Source organism: Pseudomonas sp. Root401 (assembly GCF_001425105.1).
Lineage (GTDB): Bacteria > Pseudomonadota > Gammaproteobacteria > Pseudomonadales > Pseudomonadaceae > Aquipseudomonas > Aquipseudomonas brassicacearum.
The window spans coordinates 22,874-42,294 of the sequence record NZ_LMDO01000007.1; the positions used below are offsets into that span (position 1 = coordinate 22,874).

General features: G+C 58.0%; 23 protein-coding genes. 6 read left to right on the forward strand and 17 right to left on the reverse strand.

All coding sequences use genetic code 11. The features are described 5' to 3' along the window. Positions 1-30 precede the first annotated feature (30 nt). Complete coding sequence (locus ASC85_RS07070; protein ID WP_003203536.1) at positions 31-294, forward strand: hypothetical protein; 264 nt, start codon at positions 31-33, stop codon at positions 292-294. Positions 295-375: 81 nt separating this feature from the next. After that, positions 376-462, forward strand: coding sequence for a hypothetical protein (locus ASC85_RS33770; RefSeq protein ID WP_442087941.1), 87 nt, complete (start codon positions 376-378; stop codon positions 460-462). Positions 463-564: 102 nt separating this feature from the next. Here the strand turns inward: ASC85_RS33770 and ASC85_RS07075 are convergent, their stop codons facing one another. After that, the gene (locus tag ASC85_RS07075; RefSeq protein ID WP_057448780.1) at positions 565-882 is read right to left on the reverse strand and encodes a type II toxin-antitoxin system RelE/ParE family toxin; all 318 of its coding nucleotides are present in this window, start codon (positions 880-882) and stop codon (positions 565-567) included. A gap of 2 nt (positions 883-884) precedes the next feature. Next, complete coding sequence (locus ASC85_RS07080; protein WP_024617907.1) at positions 885-1,115, reverse strand: type II toxin-antitoxin system ParD family antitoxin; 231 nt, start codon at positions 1,113-1,115, stop codon at positions 885-887. A gap of 125 nt (positions 1,116-1,240) precedes the next feature. On the opposite strand from ASC85_RS07080, the gene ASC85_RS07085 reads away from it, so the two are divergent. Next, positions 1,241-3,262, forward strand: a complete 2,022-nt coding sequence (locus ASC85_RS07085; RefSeq protein WP_057448781.1) for a DKNYY domain-containing protein — start codon at positions 1,241-1,243, stop codon at positions 3,260-3,262. Here ASC85_RS07085 and ASC85_RS07090 read toward each other — a convergent pair. Next, positions 3,259-4,299 (reverse strand): zinc-dependent alcohol dehydrogenase family protein, encoded by a 1,041-nt coding sequence (locus tag ASC85_RS07090; protein WP_057448782.1) that lies wholly within the window; start codon positions 4,297-4,299, stop codon positions 3,259-3,261. The two genes, ASC85_RS07085 and ASC85_RS07090, sit on opposite strands and share 4 nt — an antisense overlap. 118 nt (positions 4,300-4,417) lie before the next feature. Continuing rightward, positions 4,418-4,657 carry a YceK/YidQ family lipoprotein gene (locus ASC85_RS07095; protein ID WP_057448783.1) on the reverse strand — a complete coding sequence of 80 codons (240 nt, stop codon included), beginning with the start codon at positions 4,655-4,657 and terminating at the stop codon, positions 4,418-4,420. A 443-nt stretch (positions 4,658-5,100) separates the two neighbouring features. Between ASC85_RS07095 and ASC85_RS07100 the strand changes: the two genes are divergently transcribed. After that, a complete protein-coding gene (locus tag ASC85_RS07100) occupies positions 5,101-6,543 on the forward strand; it encodes a permease (protein ID WP_057448784.1) in 1,443 nt (480 codons plus the stop codon). Between the two features lie 23 nt (positions 6,544-6,566). Further along, complete coding sequence (locus ASC85_RS07105) at positions 6,567-6,833, forward strand: thioredoxin family protein (protein ID WP_057448785.1); 267 nt, start codon at positions 6,567-6,569, stop codon at positions 6,831-6,833. 34 nt (positions 6,834-6,867) lie between these two features. Here the strand turns inward: ASC85_RS07105 and arsJ are convergent, their stop codons facing one another. The 6 genes from arsJ to ASC85_RS07135 all read right to left on the reverse strand — a co-directional run bounded on the left by arsJ (position 6,868) and on the right by ASC85_RS07135 (position 11,706). Continuing rightward, positions 6,868-8,088: an organoarsenical effux MFS transporter ArsJ gene (gene arsJ / locus ASC85_RS07110; protein WP_057448786.1), complete on the reverse strand. Its 1,221-nt coding sequence runs from the start codon at positions 8,086-8,088 to the stop codon at positions 6,868-6,870. 9 nt (positions 8,089-8,097) lie between these two features. Next, positions 8,098-9,102 carry an ArsJ-associated glyceraldehyde-3-phosphate dehydrogenase gene (locus ASC85_RS07115; protein ID WP_057448787.1) on the reverse strand — a complete coding sequence of 335 codons (1,005 nt, stop codon included), beginning with the start codon at positions 9,100-9,102 and terminating at the stop codon, positions 8,098-8,100. A gap of 121 nt (positions 9,103-9,223) precedes the next feature. After that, complete coding sequence (locus ASC85_RS30920) at positions 9,224-9,595, reverse strand: metalloregulator ArsR/SmtB family transcription factor (protein ID WP_082534333.1); 372 nt, start codon at positions 9,593-9,595, stop codon at positions 9,224-9,226. A 133-nt stretch (positions 9,596-9,728) separates the two neighbouring features. Next, entirely contained in the window at positions 9,729-10,787 is a 1,059-nt protein-coding gene (locus ASC85_RS07125; RefSeq protein ID WP_057448789.1) for a flavin-containing monooxygenase, read from the reverse strand. Positions 10,788-10,824: 37 nt separating this feature from the next. After that, complete coding sequence (locus tag ASC85_RS07130) at positions 10,825-11,172, reverse strand: ArsR/SmtB family transcription factor (protein ID WP_057448790.1); 348 nt, start codon at positions 11,170-11,172, stop codon at positions 10,825-10,827. A gap of 90 nt (positions 11,173-11,262) precedes the next feature. After that, on the reverse strand, positions 11,263-11,706 hold the full coding sequence (locus ASC85_RS07135) for a tautomerase family protein (RefSeq protein ID WP_057448791.1): 444 nt from the start codon (positions 11,704-11,706) through the stop codon (positions 11,263-11,265). A 95-nt stretch (positions 11,707-11,801) separates the two neighbouring features. Here ASC85_RS07135 and ASC85_RS07140 point away from each other — a divergent pair, with 95 nt between their 5' ends. Further along, positions 11,802-12,764: a GlxA family transcriptional regulator gene (locus ASC85_RS07140; protein WP_057448792.1), complete on the forward strand. Its 963-nt coding sequence runs from the start codon at positions 11,802-11,804 to the stop codon at positions 12,762-12,764. A gap of 153 nt (positions 12,765-12,917) precedes the next feature. Here the strand turns inward: ASC85_RS07140 and ASC85_RS07145 are convergent, their stop codons facing one another. The 7 genes from ASC85_RS07145 to urtC form a co-directional block, all read right to left on the reverse strand. Further along, a complete protein-coding gene (locus ASC85_RS07145) occupies positions 12,918-13,961 on the reverse strand; it encodes an AAA family ATPase (protein WP_057448793.1) in 1,044 nt (347 codons plus the stop codon). Positions 13,962-13,964: 3 nt separating this feature from the next. Continuing rightward, positions 13,965-15,008: an aliphatic amidase gene (locus tag ASC85_RS07150; RefSeq protein WP_057448794.1), complete on the reverse strand. Its 1,044-nt coding sequence runs from the start codon at positions 15,006-15,008 to the stop codon at positions 13,965-13,967. Between the two features lie 14 nt (positions 15,009-15,022). After that, complete coding sequence (locus tag ASC85_RS30925) at positions 15,023-15,370, reverse strand: FmdB family zinc ribbon protein (protein WP_082534334.1); 348 nt, start codon at positions 15,368-15,370, stop codon at positions 15,023-15,025. A gap of 36 nt (positions 15,371-15,406) precedes the next feature. Next, complete coding sequence (gene fmdA, locus ASC85_RS07155) at positions 15,407-16,636, reverse strand: formamidase (RefSeq protein WP_057448795.1); 1,230 nt, start codon at positions 16,634-16,636, stop codon at positions 15,407-15,409. A gap of 133 nt (positions 16,637-16,769) precedes the next feature. Further along, positions 16,770-17,459, reverse strand: coding sequence for an urea ABC transporter ATP-binding subunit UrtE (urtE, locus tag ASC85_RS07160; RefSeq protein ID WP_013693772.1), 690 nt, complete (start codon positions 17,457-17,459; stop codon positions 16,770-16,772). 10 nt (positions 17,460-17,469) lie between these two features. Then, positions 17,470-18,228, reverse strand: coding sequence for an urea ABC transporter ATP-binding protein UrtD (gene urtD, locus ASC85_RS07165; RefSeq protein ID WP_003203582.1), 759 nt, complete (start codon positions 18,226-18,228; stop codon positions 17,470-17,472). Next, entirely contained in the window at positions 18,225-19,412 is a 1,188-nt protein-coding gene (gene urtC, locus ASC85_RS07170) for an urea ABC transporter permease subunit UrtC (protein WP_014337574.1), read from the reverse strand. The genes urtD and urtC overlap by 4 nt, the downstream gene beginning before the upstream one ends. Between the last annotated feature and the right edge of the window lie 9 nt (positions 19,413-19,421).

The following is a 19,421-nucleotide window of genomic DNA, read 5'->3' on the forward strand; positions in this document are numbered from 1 at the left end:
TGGGGCGCAGGACAGAACGGTAGGTCAGTCATGACAGAGATTTATTTGCTGATAGCGCACGGCACGGATCAGGGCGAAGCTTACGTTCTGGGCTGGTTCGATGACCGGAGCAAAGCCCGGGAAGTGGCCGAGCAGAAAGAATGGGAGGCATACCGCGCCAGCCTGAAGGAGAAACATCCCTGGTCCAGCCACAAACCGCTGGCGCCGGACCAGACGGACTATCGCCGCTACTGGATCAAGACCATTTCCAAATTCGAGCATGTGCCGGTGCCTAGATCCTTTGCGGTTCATTGATCACCACGCATGAATATTCAACGAAACGAGCGTTATCGGTAGCGGTCTAGACGATTAAGCCCATCCGATGAGAGCGTTTTTATGTTGAAATTCCTTGGCGGTACCGTAGGCATCATCTTCCTGATTGGCCTGATCGTGGTGATTGCGCTGTTCAAGTTCATTTTTTGAGCCTGGCGGCGGCCAGTGGCTTGGCGTTCCATTTTTCTGGCGTGAAAAAGCCCAATCTTTACAGATTGGGCTACGTTATTGTGGCCAACCGGTTCGCTTGAGTCATGACGACATCCATTCAGGGATGTCCCGCATGCCATGCAAAACTCGCCATACATCAATGTGTTCATCGCGTTCAACGTAGAACACCAGATAGGGATAACGTTTCAGCGGCCAGCAGAGCAATCCGGGTATATCCAGCTCATGGGCGTACCGGGTCATACCCGATGCCGGATGGCGGCTGATGTTCGTATAGGCGTTTTCCAGGGCGTCGATGAAACTAAGTGCCGCCTGCTCGGCCTGCTGATCTAGGTAATAGTTGACGGCGTCCTCTACATCCTGGCTGGCCAGAGCTCGCGGAATGACGGGTTTCGCCTTCATCCTCACCCCTTGCGCACCTTGGCCCGTAGAGATTCGAAGTAGTCGCCATTCACAGGAGCAGTGGGAGCCGACTCAGCCCCGGCCAGTACCAGGCCGCGCAGATGCTGCCGATCCTGATCCTTGCGAATCAGCTCCCGCACATATTCGCTACTGGTGCTGTAGCCTCGCAGGCTAACCTGATCATCTATAAAAGATTTGAGAGCGTCCGGCAGGGAGATGTTCATGGTACTCATGGCTTTGCCTGTTTTTTGACAAAATTTGCCAAAGTATACACTCTTGAGCCTGCCTCGCCAGGGATCGAGCTCGCTGCAAAACTTGTAGTCCTTGGCCAACCATCAGACGTTCAAGACGCAATAACATGACTGACATAGAGACGGCTATTGCTGACTGGGAGCCGCTGCAACTTGAATGGCATCAAGGTTTCGCCTTCGTCGACGGTGTGCTGCTGGGCGACGGGCAAGTGCCTGATGTGTACATCATGCTCAACCCCGAAGGTGCATACCCCAGCGCGATAGCACAGTCTGCCAGCGCTGGGCATTATCCGCCCTCGCCCTTGCTTGCCGGTCAGCCGGTTTGGCGACATCGACGCAACCTTTGGGTCTTGCGCGACACGCTGCGCGATTACTACCTGCTTCCAGCCTACCGGGAGCGCCATGGCTACCACGCGCTGCAGGCCCTGCCGTTTCGCTTCGACAACGGCCTGGAAAGCCTCGGCCACCAGTACTGGCGCGACGCAACCGGCGCCTATTGGTTCGGCGACTACGCGATCAGCCAAATCCCCGAGGCACGCCCCGACAGCCTGGCCCTGTTGCCAGCGTCGCCAGCCTCGGTGACTTCAGCGTCTGCCCTGTTCAGCGACGGAGTGAATATCTTCCTGCAAGGGCAATTTATCGCCAGCGCCACGCCGCGGGTGCGCTATTGCAACCACCCGTCCTATCGAGTGATCGACAATCAGGTCTACAAGGGCTTCAAACCCCTGCACCAGAAGGACGGCACGCCGCTGCCGATCGAAAATCCCGACGACTTCCAGATGCTCGCCCATCGCTGGGGCACCGATGGGCAGTCGATCATCGTGCAAGCGCAGCAAGGTTCGAGCATTTCCTATGAATACTTCTACCGCATCGACAATGCCGACCTGACAACCTTCACCATGCTTAACGAGCGCTACGCCAAAGATCGACACCGCGCCTATTACCTGACCGGCAAGAGCATTCGCTACGTTGGCGATTTCCACCTGCTCAAATGCTGGCAGCCAGTGTTTGATGAGTGCGGCCGCGTGGTCAGCGCCAGCGAACGCGAGCATGACTATTTTGCCGTGGACGACACGTTCGTCTACGCCGCCGGAACCCGTTTGCGTGATGCCCATGGTCCGAGTTTTCGCCACTTGGGGTTCGACTATTACCGTGATCATCAGCACGTCTACAGGCGCCAGAAACGCCTTGATGTCGACGTGGAAAGCTTCGTAGTGACCCAGCTCTATCGCAATGACCAGGATTACGCGCCCGTGCTGGTCGGTGACAAGCACGGCCCGCTGGGCTCTGGCGGCATCATCGATGCGGCCATGCAACAGGCATGGGCTCCTTACTTCGAAGCCCATCCGCAGTTGAAGGACTATTGGTGGCACCGTCTACAGGCCCTGCCTGAAGCAGCGCAAACACCTGCAGAAACCCTGCCCTTGCGTGCCATCGGCCAGGGTTTCGAGCTGGGCCGCCAGGTGTATTTCCATGGCCGCGTGATCAACGGGCTGGACGCGGCGAGTTTCAAACTGCTGGACACGCACCTGTGCGGCGATGCCCAGGGCTTGTATCTGATCCCGTTTCATAACGCCGAATCCGAGGTGCCCGAACGGTTTTCCCAGGAACCCGCGGAGCATTTCCGCTCACTGGGTGCGCCCTACCTGACTGACGGTAAGACGGTGTTCTGTCAGCGGATTTTTTACCACGTCCCGGAGCCGATTCGTAAGGCGCAAGCGGCCACGTTCGAGTCCTGCGGTCATGGTTGGGCCAAGGATCGGGATGCGGTGTATTACTACGGCGAGGCGAAAAAGCGGCTACATCCCTCGGACACCCGCATTCTCGGCACCTATGCCATCAGCCCTACCCTGATTCTCTCGGAAGGCAAGCCGCTGGATGTGGCATTCGACCCTGATGAAGTCCGCGTGCCCCATCCCGACTTCCTGCAACTGGGCACGCGCAAGTTGTTCTGCCACCGACGCCCGCTGAGCGCCAAGCGGATCGACCTGACGACCCTCCAATTCCTGGATGACCGCTACGCCCGTGACCAACATCGCATCTATCACTACGATGGTTATGCAACCTTGACCGAAGTCGACGAAGCGCATTATCGGCAATCCCTCGGCCAACCGTCGACGAACACCTAGAACTGCGTCACCACCGTCACCCCTGCCGTGTCAAACCGATCCATGTTCATGAGCGCATCAATGGATTGTTCGAGGCTGATGGTCTTACCGACCAATTTGTCAGGCGCCAGCTTGCCAGACGTGATCATTTCCATCATCGCGCCGTAACGGTGAGCCTGCATGCCATGGCTGCCACAGATCTCCAGCTCGTAGGCAATGACCTTGCTCATGGGGATCGCTGGCGTGCTGTGGTCGGCCAGCATCAAGCCGACCTGGACATGCTTGCCGCGCCGTCTGAGATTATTGATGGAGTTGAAGCAGGTCGTTGGATGACCCAGGGCATCCAGCGAAACGTGAGCGCCGCCCTTCGTAATCTCGAGTACCGCCTCGGTGACATCCGCCACGCGGCTTGCGTTGACCGTCGCGACGGCACCAAGTGACTGGGCAAGCTTGAGCTTGTCGTCGGAAATATCGATGGCGATAACGTTCGCCCCGATAGCGTTGGCGATCATCACCGCGGACAACCCCACACCGCCACAGCCATGAACCGCGACCCACTGGCCCGCCGAGACCTTGCCTTGATCGACAACCGCACGGAACGAGGTGACGAAACGACAGCCCAGGCTCGCCGCCGTGGCGAAATCCATGTTTTCAGGCAACGCGACCAGGTTCAAATCCGCCTTGTGAATCCCCACATACTCGGCGAAAGACCCCCAATGGGTGAAGCCCGGCTGAAACTGGCTGTGGCACACCTGCTGGTTGCCGCTATTGCATTCCGGGCAAGCCCCACAGCCACCGACAAAAGGCACGGTAATGCGATCGCCCACCTTCCACCGAGTGACATCCCTCCCCACCTCCGCCACGATCCCCGCCAATTCGTGACCCGGGACATGGGGCAACTGAATATCAGGATCATGACCTTTCCAGCCATGCCAGTCGCTTCGGCAGACGCCCGTGCCAAGGACCTGAACCACCACACCGTGACGCTCGGGGGTCGGGTCTTCGACGGTCATCAAACGTGGGGGTTGGGAAAAGGCTTCGTAAACTACGGCTTTCATGAGGATCCCTCTACTTTAGAAAAGCGCTATGTCTGAATCCGGGTTCGCGGACAGGCCTGGCCGCGAACCAACGCCAACAGTAACCACAAATCCCCCGACACGTAAAAATCTCTGTCGCTTAGAGGTTGCAGCTGTACTGGTATTCGAAGGGGAAGAATACGGTATCGACCACCAATGAAAACGGCGCGTCGATAAGCAAGAATGGGATCAGCTTTCCCTTGGACGTGCCCACCAGCCACCAGTCAAACCGCAGGCCGATGTAGGGGCATCGGTGCTTGTCGTAATCCATCCGCATCGCGGTGGCCATGCAGCCGCTCAAGCTGACGATCAGAATCAGCAGAATCACTTTTTGTAGCACGCAATGTCCTTATTACTTCTTTGCGAAGAGCTGCGTAGACGCTTTCGCTAAAAGCGAGTCACCCTTCATATCAAGATGGCCTGCCCAGCGCAAAGAAGGATCCTTTGAGGTCAGCCGAGGAACGGGAGGATCTATGCGTAAAAGGTCAGGTAGACCTTAGTACCCAGGTGAAGCTCGCACGATACTGGTTTTCTGCAAAATGGTACGCGGGCGGGCAGACCGTCGGCGTTGATTCAGAGCGCCGCCCTATCCTGCTATCGACGTCCAAGCTTCACCCTGGCTACAGCTCAGTGAATGATTTGCTTTGCGCTGGGCCGCGCCGTGCAGTGGTCTAGCGAATGACGTAAAGTTTTTCAGCATGCAACTGATCTACGTCAAGCCCGTTCAGCGCACAACAAATACCTTGGAACCTGGCTTTTAATGGTCATGTTCCAGGGTTTGCCATGGACCTTTTGCTTAAGTTAATCAATGGTGGAGCTGGCAGTCTGGCTTCCTACTTGGCGGCCCACGTCCTGCTTTGTCTGTTGCCAGCGTTTTTCATTGCCGGGGCCATGGCAGCACTTATTCCCAAAGCCAGCATCACTCACTGGCTGGGACGGCATGCACCTGTCTATGTTTCCTACCCTGCGGCGGCATTGGCCGGGTCACTGATCGCCGTCTGCTCATGCACCATTGTTCCTTTGTTCGCGGGCGTTTACCGCAAAGGCGCGGGTATCGGCCCGGCGATCACCTTTCTGTTTTTTGCCCCGGCAGGAAATATCATGGCCCTCGCCTATACCGGCAACATTCTGGGAGCAGAGTTTGCAATTGCCCGTTTGATTCTCTGCCTGATCTTCGGCATCGGTATTGGCTTGATAATGGCGACTCTATTCTGGAAAGACGACCTGACCCACGATGCACAGGCAGATGCCCTGTTCGCAGAGAAGGCCAGCATTTCCGGGCCTGCCCTGGGCATCCTCCTATCTCTGGTGGCCCTGCTGATCGCGGGCACCTTGAGACTGTGGCCCCTGACCGCAGACCTGTTCAGTATCAAAGTCCCGCTTGTCTGGGCCCAGGCGTGGCAGGACACCCTGTTTGACTGGGTTCCCTATGACGCCAGCAAAGGAGAAGAAGGCGTGAGCTTGCAGGGGTCTGTACTCATCGCCCTGCTCCTGATGATTGCCGCCACGGCCAAGCGTGGTCTGGATAACATCACCGAAGGTGCCAACAGCTGGACATGGGTTGCACTGGGTCTGACCGCCAGTACTTTGCTGATCGCCTCGATGCGCCTGACGCCAGAACCTGGCATGTTGGTGTTCATCTTCACGGGTCGAGTATTCGGTGTCGCACTGGCCCTATTGTCTGTTTGGTACTTTGCCCGAAAACTGCCAGCCGAAGACTGGCAAGGCTGGCTGTGGGAAGCCTGGCGCTTCGTCAAGCAGATATTTATTGTGCTGGTGGTGGGGGTGTTCATCGTCGGCATGGTTCGCCAGGTTATTCAACCCGAGTGGATTGAAAGCCTTGCAGGCAGCAACTCGGTGCTCGCCAATGCCATAGCAGTAGGGTTCGGCGTGTTCATGTACTTCCCAACCTTGGTAGAAGTACCCGTCGCCCGCATGTTCCTTGATCTTGGTATGCATCCTGGCCCGCTCCTGGCCTATCTGATGGCAGATCCTGAACTTAGCTTGCAGAGCATGCTCATGGTGGTGGCTGTGATTGGTCGCAAGAAGACCGCCGCCTACGTTGGATTAGTCGCGTCGTTCAGCATCGTGGCAGGCCTGCTCTACGGTGCCTGGGTCGATGGCACCGGCTGGCGCACCCTTGGTGCAGGGGTGGCGGTCGCGCTGGTCATGACCGCTGCAATCTGCCAGTTGATCCGTTCTCAGCGTCAACAAACAGCAAGCTGACTTTCACACCAGGGAGCTTCCAAATGCTGAACATCAAAATCCTCGGTTCAGGATGCGCCAACTGCAAGAAACTGGAGGCCGCAGCCCGTCAAGCTGCGCAGAATCTCAATATCCAGGCCGAATTCGAAAAGATCACCGACATGGGCAAGATGATGACTTATGACATCCTCTCCACGCCGGCTCTGGTGATCAACGAGAAGGTAGTCAGCAGCGGAAGGATTCCGACGGTTGCGGATATTCAGGGCTGGATTTCGACGGCGGGCCCTGCCAGTTCCTCCACATGCACGTAGCCCGATGAGGTTCATGCCGTCCTGCCTGGCGGCTTCATATCGCCTCGGCATGCCTGGGTAAAGCGATGGAAATCAAGGCGGCCAGCAACACGAATGCGCTTGATATCCAAAGGCATGCGCCTAATCCAAACACCTGGTAAATCCAGCCAGAGAGCACGGTGCCGATCAAGCGCCCCATGGCGTTCGACATGTAATAAAACCCCACATCCAGCGACACGCCGTCTTCCTTGGCGTAGGACACGATCAGGTAGCTGTGCAGCGACGAATTCACGGCGAACAACGCACCAAAAACCATCAGCCCACCCAACAGCACCATTTGTTGCGACAGCCCGGTGTCCAGACCGAGGGCAATGGCCGCGGGCAGACCCGCCAGTGCAAGTGCCCACAGAAACGCCGCACGACCATCCGGCACGTGACCTCGTTTTTTTCCAGTGATGTTGGGCGCGAAGGACTGGACGATGCCGTAGCCAATCACCCAGGCCGCCAGGAAGCCGCCAACCTTCCAGAAGTCCCAGCCGAACACGCTGCTCAGGTACACCGGCAAAGCCACCACGAACCAGACATCGCGGGCGCCGAACAAAAACATCCGCGCCGCCGAAAGGATGTTGATCGCCCGGCTCTTGGACAGGATGTCACGAAACTTTGGCTTGGCTTTGGCCTTGCCCAGGTCCTTCTTCAACAGGACCAGGCTACTGATCCAAATCAGCGCCAGGCCACCCGCCATGGCCAGCAAGGCGCCTTTGAAACCGACCCCTGCCAGCAAGGCGCCACCAAGAAAGAAGCCGACACCCTTGAGCGCGTTCTTCGAGCCAGTGAGGATCGCCACCCATTTGTAGAGTTTGCCCTGTTGCCCATCGGGGACCAGAAGCTTGATGGAGCTTTTGGCGCTCATCTTGTTCAGGTCCTTGGCGACTCCGGACAACGCCTGAGCCCCCATTACCCAAGGGATGGTCAGCCAAGCTACCGGCACTGTCAGCATCAACAGCGCCGCCACCTGGAGGCCCAGCCCGATGTTCATGGTTCGGTTCAGGCCCAGCCGGGCGCCGAGGTAACCACCCACCAGGTTGGTGATCACGCCAAAGAGTTCGTAGAACAGAAACAACGCCGCGATTTGCAGCGGGCTGTAGCCCAACGCGTGAAAGTGCAGCACCACCAACATGCGCAAAGCGCCGTCGGTGAGGGTGAAGGCCCAGTAGTTGCCCGTCACGAGCAGGTACTGCCGCACTTGCGGAGCGAGGGCGGACAACGCTTTCATGGCCGCTCCTCAGACTGCCAGGCCGACCATTTTGGCCAGTTCGACCGTGCGGTTGGCATAGCCCCACTCGTTGTCATACCAGGCGTAAAGTTTGACCTGGGTGCCGTTGATGACCATGGTCGACAGCGCATCGATGATCGATGAACGCGGGTCGGTACGGTAGTCGATGGACACCAGCGGGCGCTCCTCGAAACCGAGGATGCCTTTGAGCTCATTCTCGGCAGCGTCCTTGAGCAACTGATTGACCTCTTCGACGGTGGTGGCCCGTTCGACTTCAAAGACACAATCAGTCAGCGAAGCATTGGCCAGCGGCACACGTACGGCGTGACCATTGAGGCGCCCACGCAGCTCCGGGAAGATTTCGGCAATGGCGGTGGCCGAGCCGGTACTGGTTGGAATCAGGCTCATGCCGCAGGCCCGCGCACGACGCAGATCCTTGTGTGGCTGATCGAGAATGCTCTGGGTGTTGGTCAGATCGTGAATGGTGGTGATCGAACCGTGGCGAATGCCCAGCTTTTCGTGGATGACTTTCACGACTGGGGCCAGGCAATTAGTGGTGCACGAGGCGGCGGTGACAATGCGGTGCTGCGCCGGGTCGAACAGGTGCTGGTTGACGCCCATGACGACGTTCAACGCGCCTTTTTCCTTCACCGGCGCGCACACCACCACACGCTTGACCCCCTGGTCCAGGTAAGCCTGCAGCACCGCGACGGTTTTCATCTTGCCGCTGGCTTCAATCACCAGATCGCAGCCCGACCAATCTGTGTCGGCGATCGCCTTGTTGGCCGTGACTTTGATCCGCTTATTGTCGATGACGACGCTGTCGCCTTCGGCGCGGGCTTCGTTGTTCCAACGGCCGTGCACCGAGTCGAAGTTGATCAGGTGAGCATGAGTGGCCGCGTCACCCGCTGGATCGTTGATCTGCACGAATTCAAACTCAGGCCAACTCCAGGCAGCCCGCAGAGCGAGGCGACCGATCCGACCAAATCCATTGATGCCAACTTTGATAGCCATGTTGTTGTGCTCTGTTGTCAGTGGGCGTTCGATTGGCTGTCGAACTGGCCGATGCAGGAAGGAAGAGCTCCTGTTACTCATGATCATTGTTCCTGAGGCTACAGCGTGCCAATCAGCGTAATCAGGCGGTCTGCCTTTCACAGCACACGGCTGCACGCTCAGGGCGATCACCCATTCCATCAAGGCGTTTGGCATCAGGGCTTAACCAGTGCTTGTTGCTTTCCAGCGTAGTGGTCAGCACTTGATGAACCCAATCGGGGAGATTCGGGTGCAGTCGGTAATACACCCATTGGCCTTGCCGACGGTCAGAAAGCAGGCCGCAAGTGCGCAACTGCGCCAGGTGCCTGGAGACCTTTGGCTGACTCTCGTTCAACGCGCAGGTCAGCTCGCAAACACAAAGCTCTCCTTCACGAGTGATGAGCAGCATGGTGCGCACGCGGGTGTCATCAGCCAGGCATTTGAAAACAGCGGTCGGTGTCAGATGGTCAGCCATATCGATTCTCAGCGGACAGAACACGGGCTTTGCTGGTCATTGTGAAGTCTCGACTCATATACGGTTTTTCGAATATATGATTTTACGAATAATAGATAAACCCCTCCCTTCGGAAAAACTCGAAAGTTGCCTGCTAAACAGGCACATTGCGAACAGATCGCATCAAGCTGGGCATGATGTAGGCCGCATCCTGGCCGACGCCCCTAAGTGTCGCTGAAGCAAAATTCCGTTGTTTCGGCAGACCGACAAAATACAACCCAGGCAGGTGCTTCGCCTGCCCGTTACGATGAGCCCAATATTCACCGCCCGGGCATTCCAACCCGCTCAAAAATTTCAGGTTCGGGCGAAATCCTGTAGCAAACACCAAACTATCCACCTCAGTGTGCTGCCCATCAGCCCAGATCACGCCGGTTGGTGTTATCGCCTCGAACATCGGCTTGCGCTCGAAAAGCCGTTGCTTGAGGGCTCGACGATAGATGCCGTCATCGAGCACCGGCGTACTTTGATCGCTCAACCAACGGGTCTTTTCCAACCCTGACCACTTCAGCCACCCATGAAAATCCAGGCCGAGGATCTTTTGCGGAAAAAACCGAATCGGCTCCCTGCTGGCCAGCACGACTTTGCCCACATGGGCCAGTTCATAAGCAATTTGAACAGCCGAGTTTGCAGCACCGACCACAACCACTCGCTGCCCACCAAAGCCATCGGCATTTCGATATTGCGCGCTGTGCAAACTGCGCCCGAGGAAGCCCTGCAGCCCTTGAATATCTGGAATGGAAGGTTGATTGAATCCACCCGTGCAGACGATCAGCGCCTTGGAGCAAAAATTTTCCCCATCGTCGGTCTGAAGCCGAAACAGCCCGTGCTCTCTGCGTACATGCTGTACGCGGGTGGACTGACGAACTGGCAATTTGAATGCCTTTGCATAGTCTTCCAGATAGCGCACGACCTCATCACGAAGCGGGTAATGATCAGGTTCCGCCGGGAAGCGCATGCCTGGCAATGACGAGTAAGCCGCTGGAGAAAAAAGCTTCAGGCTGTCGTAGTAGTTGCGCCAATTCCCTCCCGCAGATCGCTCAGCATCCAGAATCAGGAACCTGAGGTTGTGCTGCTGCAAGTGCCAACCACAGGCTAATCCTGCCTGGCCAGCGCCAATCACGATGACATCCAGAATTTCATTCATTACATTCATATATGCACACTCATGCACACTACAAGACAAAAAAATATCAGGACGTACCTGGGCAACAGAACGGGGTCAGGCTTTTCATATGCTCAAGAATGGCTTCGAGGCGTGCCACCACCGCCGGACCGTCCACCTCGTAGAACATCTGCCTGCTGACCTTGGTGCCGCGGACAATACCTGCCTCTAACAGCACTTGCAGATGTCGGGAAACCACTGAACGTTCCTGGGGCAATCCTTGGGCAATCTCGCCGATATCGGCGCGCCCCAATTGCATCACACGCTTGAGCACAGCGACACGCGAAGGCTCGCAAAGCGCCTTGAAGAAAGCGCCATCGAGCGACTCGATGGCAGCGTCAATTGCGCGGGTTCGGTGAAGGATTCGATCAGTCATGCAACCGACTATATGTGCATGCTTATACACACGTCAACACTCTGCAATAAGACGGTCACCAGGCATTGCACTTTCTGGAAGGCCTATAGCCTAGGGAGCGAGATGTCCGTACCCGGCTGCACGGGTGAAGTCGGCCAAATGCCAAATATCACCGTTCGCCCCCCAAGTGCCATCGACAACATCCTGGATCTGTATTGAGGTCAGCAACTGGCGCTGATCCTCCGTTGCCAGGCTCGACTGTATTGCGCAATGCAATTCACGTACGTAGCGCTGGCGCATCGGTGCATCAAGAACGCCGGCAGGCACCTTGACGATGACAATGCATGGAACGGCCCTGGCATGAGGAGCAACGCCTCCACAGAACCATTCATCAGCCTGAATTTCCTCAATGAGCACCCAGCACAAAGCACGCTGCTGAGGGGCATCGCCCATGTGTTCATTAAGCATTGCCACGTCGCTCACGCTTCGAAGCAACTGTTGGCGCTGTGGCTGACTGAAAGCTCCCGTAGGCACCTTGATCAAGATGTTTGGCATGGCAAAACCTCACTGTTAATTGGAAGCGCCATTGGGCCAGTTATCTCTCCACTCCATAAGTGACCGATTTGCCTTCTTTCGGGCATAATCGGACAATGTACGATTTCACTGTTCTAGTCTTTCCCGGGTCGTTCGCCTCAAGCGTGGCGGCCACCCTGGACATCCTCGGCTCCGCCGCGACACTTGCGCAGCGGCAAGGCCTTGCCGTGCCACGCTGGCGAGTTTGCGGGCCGCAGCCAGGGCTGATTACGCTAGGGCAAGGCATGCAACTGTTGGTCGACGAACTGACGACAGACGCCGAGGACAACTCCTGCTGGGTCATTCCGGGTCTTGGCATCAGCGACTTCGACGCGCTACTGCTGCGTCTGGGGGAAGACTGGGTACTTCAGACACTGCCAGCGCTGAGGGCACATGTGAATGAAGGCAAGGAGATTGCCGCCTCGTGCTCGGCTGTCTTTCTCCTGCATGCCGCAGGATTATTGGACGGTCGGAAGGTAACGACCTCCTGGTGGCTCGCCCCTTGGCTGTCGAGCATTGCGCCGGACTGCATTGTCGACCCCAACGTCATGGTGCTTTGCGACCCACCCTTGACGACCGCTGGCGCAGCCTTCGCGCAAACTGACCTGATGCTGCACCTGCTGCGCAGACGCCTGTCGCCGACGCTCGCCGACTATGTGGGCAAGGCTCTTCTACTCGACGGCCGACAGTTGCAATCCCCATTCATCAACCCAGCGATCATGGCACGGGGCAATACACTGGTCGCCAACCTCACCGACTACATAGAAGCCTGCCTGCCCCATCCTCCCAGCGTTCCGAGCCTTGCGGCGTACGTGGGCATGTCTGAGCGAACGCTGTCCCGCCACCTTCGAAAAGCAACCGGCCTTTCAACCCAATATTTGATCCAGCGTGTGCAACTGAACAGGGCCCGCGTGCTACTGGAAACCAGTAGACACTCCGTTGAATCTATCGCCGAGCAGGTGGGATACCAGGATGCCACGGCCCTGCGGCGACTTATGCGCCGCCTGTTGAACGCATCCCCAAGACAACTGCGCCAGTAAGATCCAGTTTTAACTTTCAGAAGCGAAAATCGCAGACATGAAAAAGCCCGACGCTGTAAAAGCCAACACGCTGGGTGATGCGCATCGTCACCCAGCGTAGTGCGACAGCGATTCCCGAGGCTATAGCATCAAACCGCAATCCGGTGTCGTCTCTTACGACAATGGAGCAACCGTGAGCCTGTTTGATTCGACCGTCGCAGTCATCTGCATTGCCTGCGGATAAGCCAGCAGACACTCAGCGATGGCAGGCTCCAGCCCGACCCGCACTCGCCTTGTCAGGGCCCGAGCACCAAAGCGTGGGTCATGCTTTCGGCACAGCCAGTCGCTTGCCGCAACGTCCAGGACCAGCGTACGGCGATGCTGACCGAGCCGTTGGTTGAGTTTGTTCAGTTCGATCTGCAACAACGCTTCCAGCCATTGGGTTTCGATGCGTTGGAAAACCAGGATGCGATCAATACGGTTTAGAAATTCCGGTTCGAACCAGGCGTGCAACGCTCGCTCCAACATAGCCTGCTCACCTTGTGGGGCGATGCCGAGCCAGCGCCGCCAACCGCGTGAAAAACGTTCCCTGTAGGTGCTCGCTTGCCGGGCACCAATGTTGCTGGTCATGAAGATCAGGCTATTGCGAAAATCCAGCGTTCGGCTACCGCCCGCCAAGGTCAGTTGGCCGTTCTCAAGAATGCCCAACAAGCTGCGCACCACTTCCTTGCTGGCCTTTTCCAATTCATCGAACAGCACGATGCCTGGGCGACTGTAGGTGCCTTGAATCAATTCGCTATTGAACAGACTGACGCCCTCTTTACTCCCCACATAACCAGGTGGCGCTCCGGTGAGCGCCGCCGAGTAATGCTCCTGGGCCAAGGTGTGCATGTCGATGCGACAAAAAGCATCGGCGCGACCGTGTATGGCCAGTGCCAGCAGACGGACGATTTCGGTCTTGCCGACACCGGTCGGCCCCATGAACAGGTTCACCGTCAACGGTCTCTCACGTTCACCAATATCGACCTTAACCACGTTCAGCAACGCCTCGACCGCGCTCATGGCGTGTTCTTGGCCGACAATTCGACTGCGCAACAACGCCATGACTTGGGCGGGATTGAAGACGAAGCGTGAGGTGAACACATCTGCTGCCGGTGATGCGCTGGTCAGGCTGGGCTGTGGGGGGTTTGGGTCGATGCGATCATTCACGAAAGGCATGGTTTAGCCTGCGTGTTTTTCTTTACCGTCGTGGGGAATCTCTCCCACCGGGCAATGAGCCACGCCGACGGTGCTACGGGTCAGTTTTTCGACGTTTTCCCGGGCTTTCTGTGCATCCAGTACCCAGGTGCGGTAAAAGTCGAACGGGCAGTCAGCCACGCCCTTGTCGCCGTCCCCGGAGTTATAGACTCCGGTGTAACCGCGATGCAGCAGCTTGAACAAATGATTCTGTGATTGGTCGTTCGCTCGCGCATCGCGGATTTGCGAAACGGATAATTGTGCGTACTGAATGCCCATTTCCTCTTCACCGCATTCGCCCAGGGTGCGACCGTCGAAGCCAATAATCGCCGAGTGACCAAAGTAGGAATAAACCCCATCGAAGCCGGCCGCATTGGCCACTGCCACATAGCAATTATTGGCCCAGGCCATGCTCTTGGACATCATCACCTGCTGCTCTTTGGCCGGGTACATATAGCCCTGGCAACGGACGATCAACTCAGCCCCTTTCATTGCACAGTCGCGCCAGATCTCCGGGTAGTTGCCGTCATCACAAATGATCAAGCTGATTTGCAGGCCCTTGGGACCCTCGCAGACATAGGTCCGGTCACCCGGATACCAGCCTTCAATGGGGCACCAGGGAATGCACTTGCGGTACTTCTGGACGATGTCGCCCTGGTTATTGATCAACACCAACGTGTTGTACGGGGCTTTGTGGGGATGTTCCTCATGCCGCTCACCGGTCAGTGAAAACACCCCCCACGTGTCTGCCGCACGGCACGCGGCGGAAAAGATCGCCGTCTCTTCGCCTGGAATACTGGCGGCAGTCGCCATCATCTCATCGTGGTCGTACATGATGCCCATGGTGCTGTATTCAGGAAACACCACCAGGTCCATGCCGGGGAGACCGCGTTTCATACCGGTGATGATGTCGGCAATCTTGCGGGCGTTTTCAATGACCTCGGCTTTTGTATGCAGCCGCGGCATTTTGTAATTGACGACCGCGACACCCACGGTGTCCGGGCTGCTGGAAATATCACCATGACGCATGAAATTTACCTCCGTTAATGGCTGATCATCCAAGGTCTGGAGCCGGTTTTACGCTTGAGCCCCTGTGGATTTTCTTTGGTCGGGGCGAGCGGTTTGCTCGGTGCGCAACAACTGCACCCACTGGGGTGACGACGGTTCTGCTGGTACTCGCCAAGCGTCTGCGGCGCGTGGGCACTTCGCTCGTTGGTCGCCATGGCCTGGCGTTGACTGCTCGACAACGTCGTCAGTGCTGGCGCAGACAACAGCAAGCGCCCTCCTGGGCCCGCGCAAGACGGGCACTGGCACGACTCGTGCCGTTGGGCCATGGGCCGCAACATTGTGAAAGAGCCACAGGTTTGGCATTCGTACTCATAAGTCGGCATGGCGCTCTCCAGACATTGATCGAGCTCGGGCGTGTCTCACAGGTCCGGGGCGATCGGCAGATCGATACTGCCATCGAGGTGTTTGATGGGGCCGTTGGCGTTGGGGTTGATGTCGAACTCGAAGATTTCGGTGGGTAACCAGAGGGTCGCGCAGGCGTTGGGGATGTCGACCACGCCGCTGATATGCCCTTGCACCGGCGCAGAGCCCAACAGTGCATAGCCTTGGGCGGGCGAATAACCAAACTTGGTCAAGTAGTTGATCGCATTCAGGCAGGCCTGGCGGTATGCGATATTGACGTCCAGGTAGTGCTGTTTGCCGGATTCATCCACCGAGATACCTTCAAAGATCAGGTAGTTCTGGTAGGTCGGGATGATCGGGCTGGGTTTGAACACCGGGTTCTTGATCCCGTACTTGGCCATGCCGCCCTTGATCAGCTCGACTTTCATATGCACCCAGCCGGCCATCTCGATTGCGCCGCAAAAAGTGATCTCGCCGTCGCCCTGACTGAAGTGCAGATCCCCCACCGACAACCCGGCGCCTTTGACGTAGACCGGGAAGAAAATCTTCGAACCCCGGGACAGGTCCTTGATATCGCAGTTACCGCCATGTTCGCGCGGCGGCACGGTGCGTGCGCCGGTGGCTGCGGCATCATCCCGCGCCTGGCCCTTGAGCTTGCCCATGTGTGCAGTGGCGGCCAGCGGGGCGTTGGCCAGGGGCGGTACGCGGGTCGGGTCGGTGTCGATCAGTTCCTGCTCGCGGCGGTTCCAGTCGCCGAGCATTACCGGGTCGGGCAGGCAACCGATCAATCCGGGGTGGATCAGGCCGGCAAAGTTGACCCCGGGAATGTGCCGCGAGCTGGTGAACATGCCTTTGAAATCCCAGATGGCTTTCTGTGCGCTGGGAAAGTGATCCGTGAGGAATCCGCCACCGTTCTGCCGCGAGAAGAAACCGTTGAAACCCCACATCGATTCGGCCTTGGCGCCGATGTCCAGCAGGTCGACCACCAGCAGATCCCCCGGCTCGGCGCCATGCACGCCCACCGGACCGGACAGGTAGTGCACGGTGGACAGGTCGACGTCACGCACATCCGAGGCGTCGTCGTTGTTCTTGATCGCGCCGGCGGTCCAGTCGTAAGTCTCGAGAATAAAGTCATCCCCCGGCTTGACCCAGCAAGCCATGGGAATGTCCGGATGCCAGCGGTTGTGGATCTGTTCGTTCTCGGTGGCGGGCTGGTTGAGGTCGACTTTGATCAAGGTATCGGTCATGGCGAAGCTCCTGAACATTAGGGATGTACCGCGTTGGAACCAGTCTCGAATGGCGGCACGAATCGGCCAATACGTTGGATGACGTACCCCTTTGAGCTGTCTTGCCAGCTGTTACAAAGGGGGCCGATCGCGCCTACACGGAGAGGTAGCGACTGATGGTGGCTTCGTCGACCTTGTCCCGGGTCTCCTCAATCACGAAGCGACCCTTCTCGATCACCAGGAAGCGGTCGGCGATTTCCAGGGTGAATGACAGCACCTGCTCGGAGACCACAATGGTCAGGTCGCGCAGGTGGCGGATCTCTTTCAACGTGCGGGCGATGTCCTTGATGATCGACGGCTGGATGCCCTCGGTGGGTTCATCGAGCAACAACACCTTGGGATTGGTCGCCAGCGCCCGGGCAATGGCCAGCTGCTGCTGTTGCCCGCCCGAAAGGTTGCCACCCTTGCGCGAGCGCATGTCGTGGAGTACCGGAAACAACGCATAAAGGTCTTCGGGCACCTGGCCCCGGGCCGATGCCGGCAGGCCGGTCTGAATGTTTTCCAACACCGTCATGCTGGGGAAAATCATCCGTCCCTGAGGCACATAGGCGATGCCGTGCTCCACCCGCTCGTGGGTTTCCAGGTTCGAGACTTCCTGGCCATCGACGCTGACCTGCCCCCGCCACTGCGGAAGGATGCCCATCAAGCTCTTGAACAGCGTGGTCTTGCCCATACCGTTGCGCCCCATCACGGCGACGATTTCGCGTTTGGCCACGGCCAGGTCGAGGTCGTGGAGGATCTGGCTCTGGCCGTAACCACAGGACAGCTTGTCTACGTTGAACATGCCTGCTTCCTCAATGGCCTAAATAGACTTCGATGACTTTCGGGTTGTTCTGCACCGACTCCATGCTGCCCTCGGCCAGGACCTTGCCCTGGTGCAGCACCGTGACCTTATGGGCGATGCTCTTGACGAACTCCATGTCGTGTTCGATCACCAGCACCGAGCGTCCCTGGCTGATGCGCTTGAGCAGCTCCGCAGTCTGTACGCGCTCGTTGACGCTCATCCCGGCGACCGGTTCATCGAGCATCAACAGGTCAGGGTTCTGCATCAGCAGCATGCCGATCTCCAGCCACTGCTTCTGGCCGTGGGACAGCAGGTCGGCCTGCTGCTGCAACAGCTCGCCGAGAAAGATCTCCCGCGCCACCTCTTCAACCCGGGCAATCACCGCGGCACTGCGTTTGAAGAACAACGCGCCAAACACCTTGCGCCCCGCCGGGTAGGACATCTCCAGGTTCTCGAACACCGTGAGGTTTTCGTAGATCGACGGGTTCTGGAATTTGCGCCCGACGCCGGCACGGACGATGTTGTACTCGCGCATCTTGGTCAGCTCCTTACCATCGAACTGGATGCTGCCGCTGGTGGCGCGGGTCTTGCCGCAGATCAGGTCGAGCACCGTGGTCTTGCCTGCGCCGTTGGGCCCGATCACCACCCGTACTTCATTGCGGTCGATGTACAGGTTGAGGTTGTCCACGGCCTTGAAACCGTCGAAGGACACCGTCAGCCCCTCGATAACCAGCACCGGCTTGTTCATTTGAAAACCCACGGCGGTCATGGCTGCGTCTCCAGCGAAGGACGTTCAGGAGCCGGGGTCGGCGGCGCAGTGCGCGGCGTCTCCGGCAGGGGTGCGGCAACGGCGGCTTGCTGCGGGGTACGCCGCAATAAACGGCCAAGGGCCTGGCGACCATGGCTGTCCCAGAGTCCGGCCAAGCCATTGGGAAAGTACATGACCACGGCAATGAACAGCCCGCCCATCAGGTACAGCCATAGCTCGGGGAAGGACTCGGAGAAATAGGTCTTGCCGTAGTTCACCAGCAAAGCCCCATACACCGCGCCGAGCAGCGACATGCGCCCGCCGACGGCGGCAAAGATCACCATCTCGATGGACGGCACGATGCCGACGAACGAAGGCGACATGAAGCCCACCTGCAAGGCGAACATGGCGCCGCCAATGGCCGAGAAGGCAGCGGCGATGCAGAACACGAAAATCTTGAAACTGGCCACGTCATAACCGGAGAAACGCACCCGCTCCTCTTTGTCGCGCATCGCCATCAGCAGCCGCCCGAGCTTAGACGCGAGGACGAAGCGGCCGATGAAAATGCAGCCGAACAGCAGAGCCGCGTTAATGAAGTACAAAAGCAACTTGGCGCTGTCGCTGCGCAGATCCCAGCCGAGCAGCGTCTTGAGATCGGTGATGCCGTTGACCCCGCCGGTCAGGCCCTGCTGGCCGACGATCAGCACCGTGAGGATCAGCGCGATGGCCTGGCTGACGATGGAGAAATAAACATCCCCCACCCGCCGCTTGAACAGCGCCATGCCAATGATGAAGGCCAGCACTACCGGCACCAGGATCACCGCCAACAGGGTGAAGCTGAAACTGTGGAACGGCACCCAGAGCCACGGCAGTTCGGTGATCTGGTTCCAATCCATGAAATCCGGAATGCCCGGCGTCGACTGGATTTTGGTGCTCTGCGGGTCGGAGGCTTCGAGCTTGAGAAACATCGCCATGCAGTAGCCGCCGACGCCGAAAAACACCCCCTGCCCGAGGCTGAGAATGCCGCCATAGCCCCAACACAACACCAGGCCGACAGCGACGAAGGCATAGGTCAGGTACTTGCCCACCATGTTCAGGCGAAAGGCATCCAGGGTCAGCGGGAAGACCACGAAAATCAGCAGCGCCAACAGGGCAACGCCCAACAGGTTCCGCTTGCCCGCCAGCATCTTGTCTAAAAGCTTCATCGGCTTGCC

Excerpts from the sequence above, each read along its gene's own strand:
- urtC (WP_014337574.1), bottom strand. The coding sequence starts at position 19,412 with ATGAAGCTTTTAGACAAGATGCTGGCGGGCAAGCGGAACCTGTTGGGC.
- ASC85_RS30920 (WP_082534333.1), bottom strand. The coding sequence starts at position 9,595 with ATGGCTGACCATCTGACACCGACCGCTGTTTTCAAATGCCTGGCTGAT.
- ASC85_RS07150 (WP_057448794.1), bottom strand. The coding sequence starts at position 15,008 with ATGCGTCATGGTGATATTTCCAGCAGCCCGGACACCGTGGGTGTCGCG.
- ASC85_RS07115 (WP_057448787.1), bottom strand. The coding sequence starts at position 9,102 with ATGGCTATCAAAGTTGGCATCAATGGATTTGGTCGGATCGGTCGCCTC.
- ASC85_RS07080 (WP_024617907.1), bottom strand. The coding sequence starts at position 1,115 with ATGAGTACCATGAACATCTCCCTGCCGGACGCTCTCAAATCTTTTATA.
- ASC85_RS07130 (WP_057448790.1), bottom strand. The coding sequence starts at position 11,172 with ATGACTGATCGAATCCTTCACCGAACCCGCGCAATTGACGCTGCCATC.
- urtD (WP_003203582.1), bottom strand. The coding sequence starts at position 18,228 with ATGACCGCCGTGGGTTTTCAAATGAACAAGCCGGTGCTGGTTATCGAG.
- urtE (WP_013693772.1), bottom strand. The coding sequence starts at position 17,459 with ATGTTCAACGTAGACAAGCTGTCCTGTGGTTACGGCCAGAGCCAGATC.
- ASC85_RS07075 (WP_057448780.1), bottom strand. The coding sequence starts at position 882 with ATGAAGGCGAAACCCGTCATTCCGCGAGCTCTGGCCAGCCAGGATGTA.
- ASC85_RS07090 (WP_057448782.1), bottom strand. The coding sequence starts at position 4,299 with ATGAAAGCCGTAGTTTACGAAGCCTTTTCCCAACCCCCACGTTTGATG.
- arsJ (WP_057448786.1), bottom strand. The coding sequence starts at position 8,088 with ATGAAAGCGTTGTCCGCCCTCGCTCCGCAAGTGCGGCAGTACCTGCTC.
- ASC85_RS07135 (WP_057448791.1), bottom strand. The coding sequence starts at position 11,706 with ATGCCAAACATCTTGATCAAGGTGCCTACGGGAGCTTTCAGTCAGCCA.
- fmdA (WP_057448795.1), bottom strand. The coding sequence starts at position 16,636 with ATGACCGATACCTTGATCAAAGTCGACCTCAACCAGCCCGCCACCGAG.
- ASC85_RS07125 (WP_057448789.1), bottom strand. The coding sequence starts at position 10,787 with ATGAATGTAATGAATGAAATTCTGGATGTCATCGTGATTGGCGCTGGC.
- ASC85_RS07070 (WP_003203536.1), top strand. The coding sequence starts at position 31 with ATGACAGAGATTTATTTGCTGATAGCGCACGGCACGGATCAGGGCGAA.
- ASC85_RS30925 (WP_082534334.1), bottom strand. The coding sequence starts at position 15,370 with ATGCCGACTTATGAGTACGAATGCCAAACCTGTGGCTCTTTCACAATG.
- ASC85_RS07085 (WP_057448781.1), top strand. The coding sequence starts at position 1,241 with ATGACTGACATAGAGACGGCTATTGCTGACTGGGAGCCGCTGCAACTT.
- ASC85_RS07140 (WP_057448792.1), top strand. The coding sequence starts at position 11,802 with ATGTACGATTTCACTGTTCTAGTCTTTCCCGGGTCGTTCGCCTCAAGC.
- ASC85_RS07105 (WP_057448785.1), top strand. The coding sequence starts at position 6,567 with ATGCTGAACATCAAAATCCTCGGTTCAGGATGCGCCAACTGCAAGAAA.
- ASC85_RS33770 (WP_442087941.1), top strand. The coding sequence starts at position 376 with ATGTTGAAATTCCTTGGCGGTACCGTAGGCATCATCTTCCTGATTGGC.
- ASC85_RS07100 (WP_057448784.1), top strand. The coding sequence starts at position 5,101 with ATGGACCTTTTGCTTAAGTTAATCAATGGTGGAGCTGGCAGTCTGGCT.
- ASC85_RS07145 (WP_057448793.1), bottom strand. The coding sequence starts at position 13,961 with ATGCCTTTCGTGAATGATCGCATCGACCCAAACCCCCCACAGCCCAGC.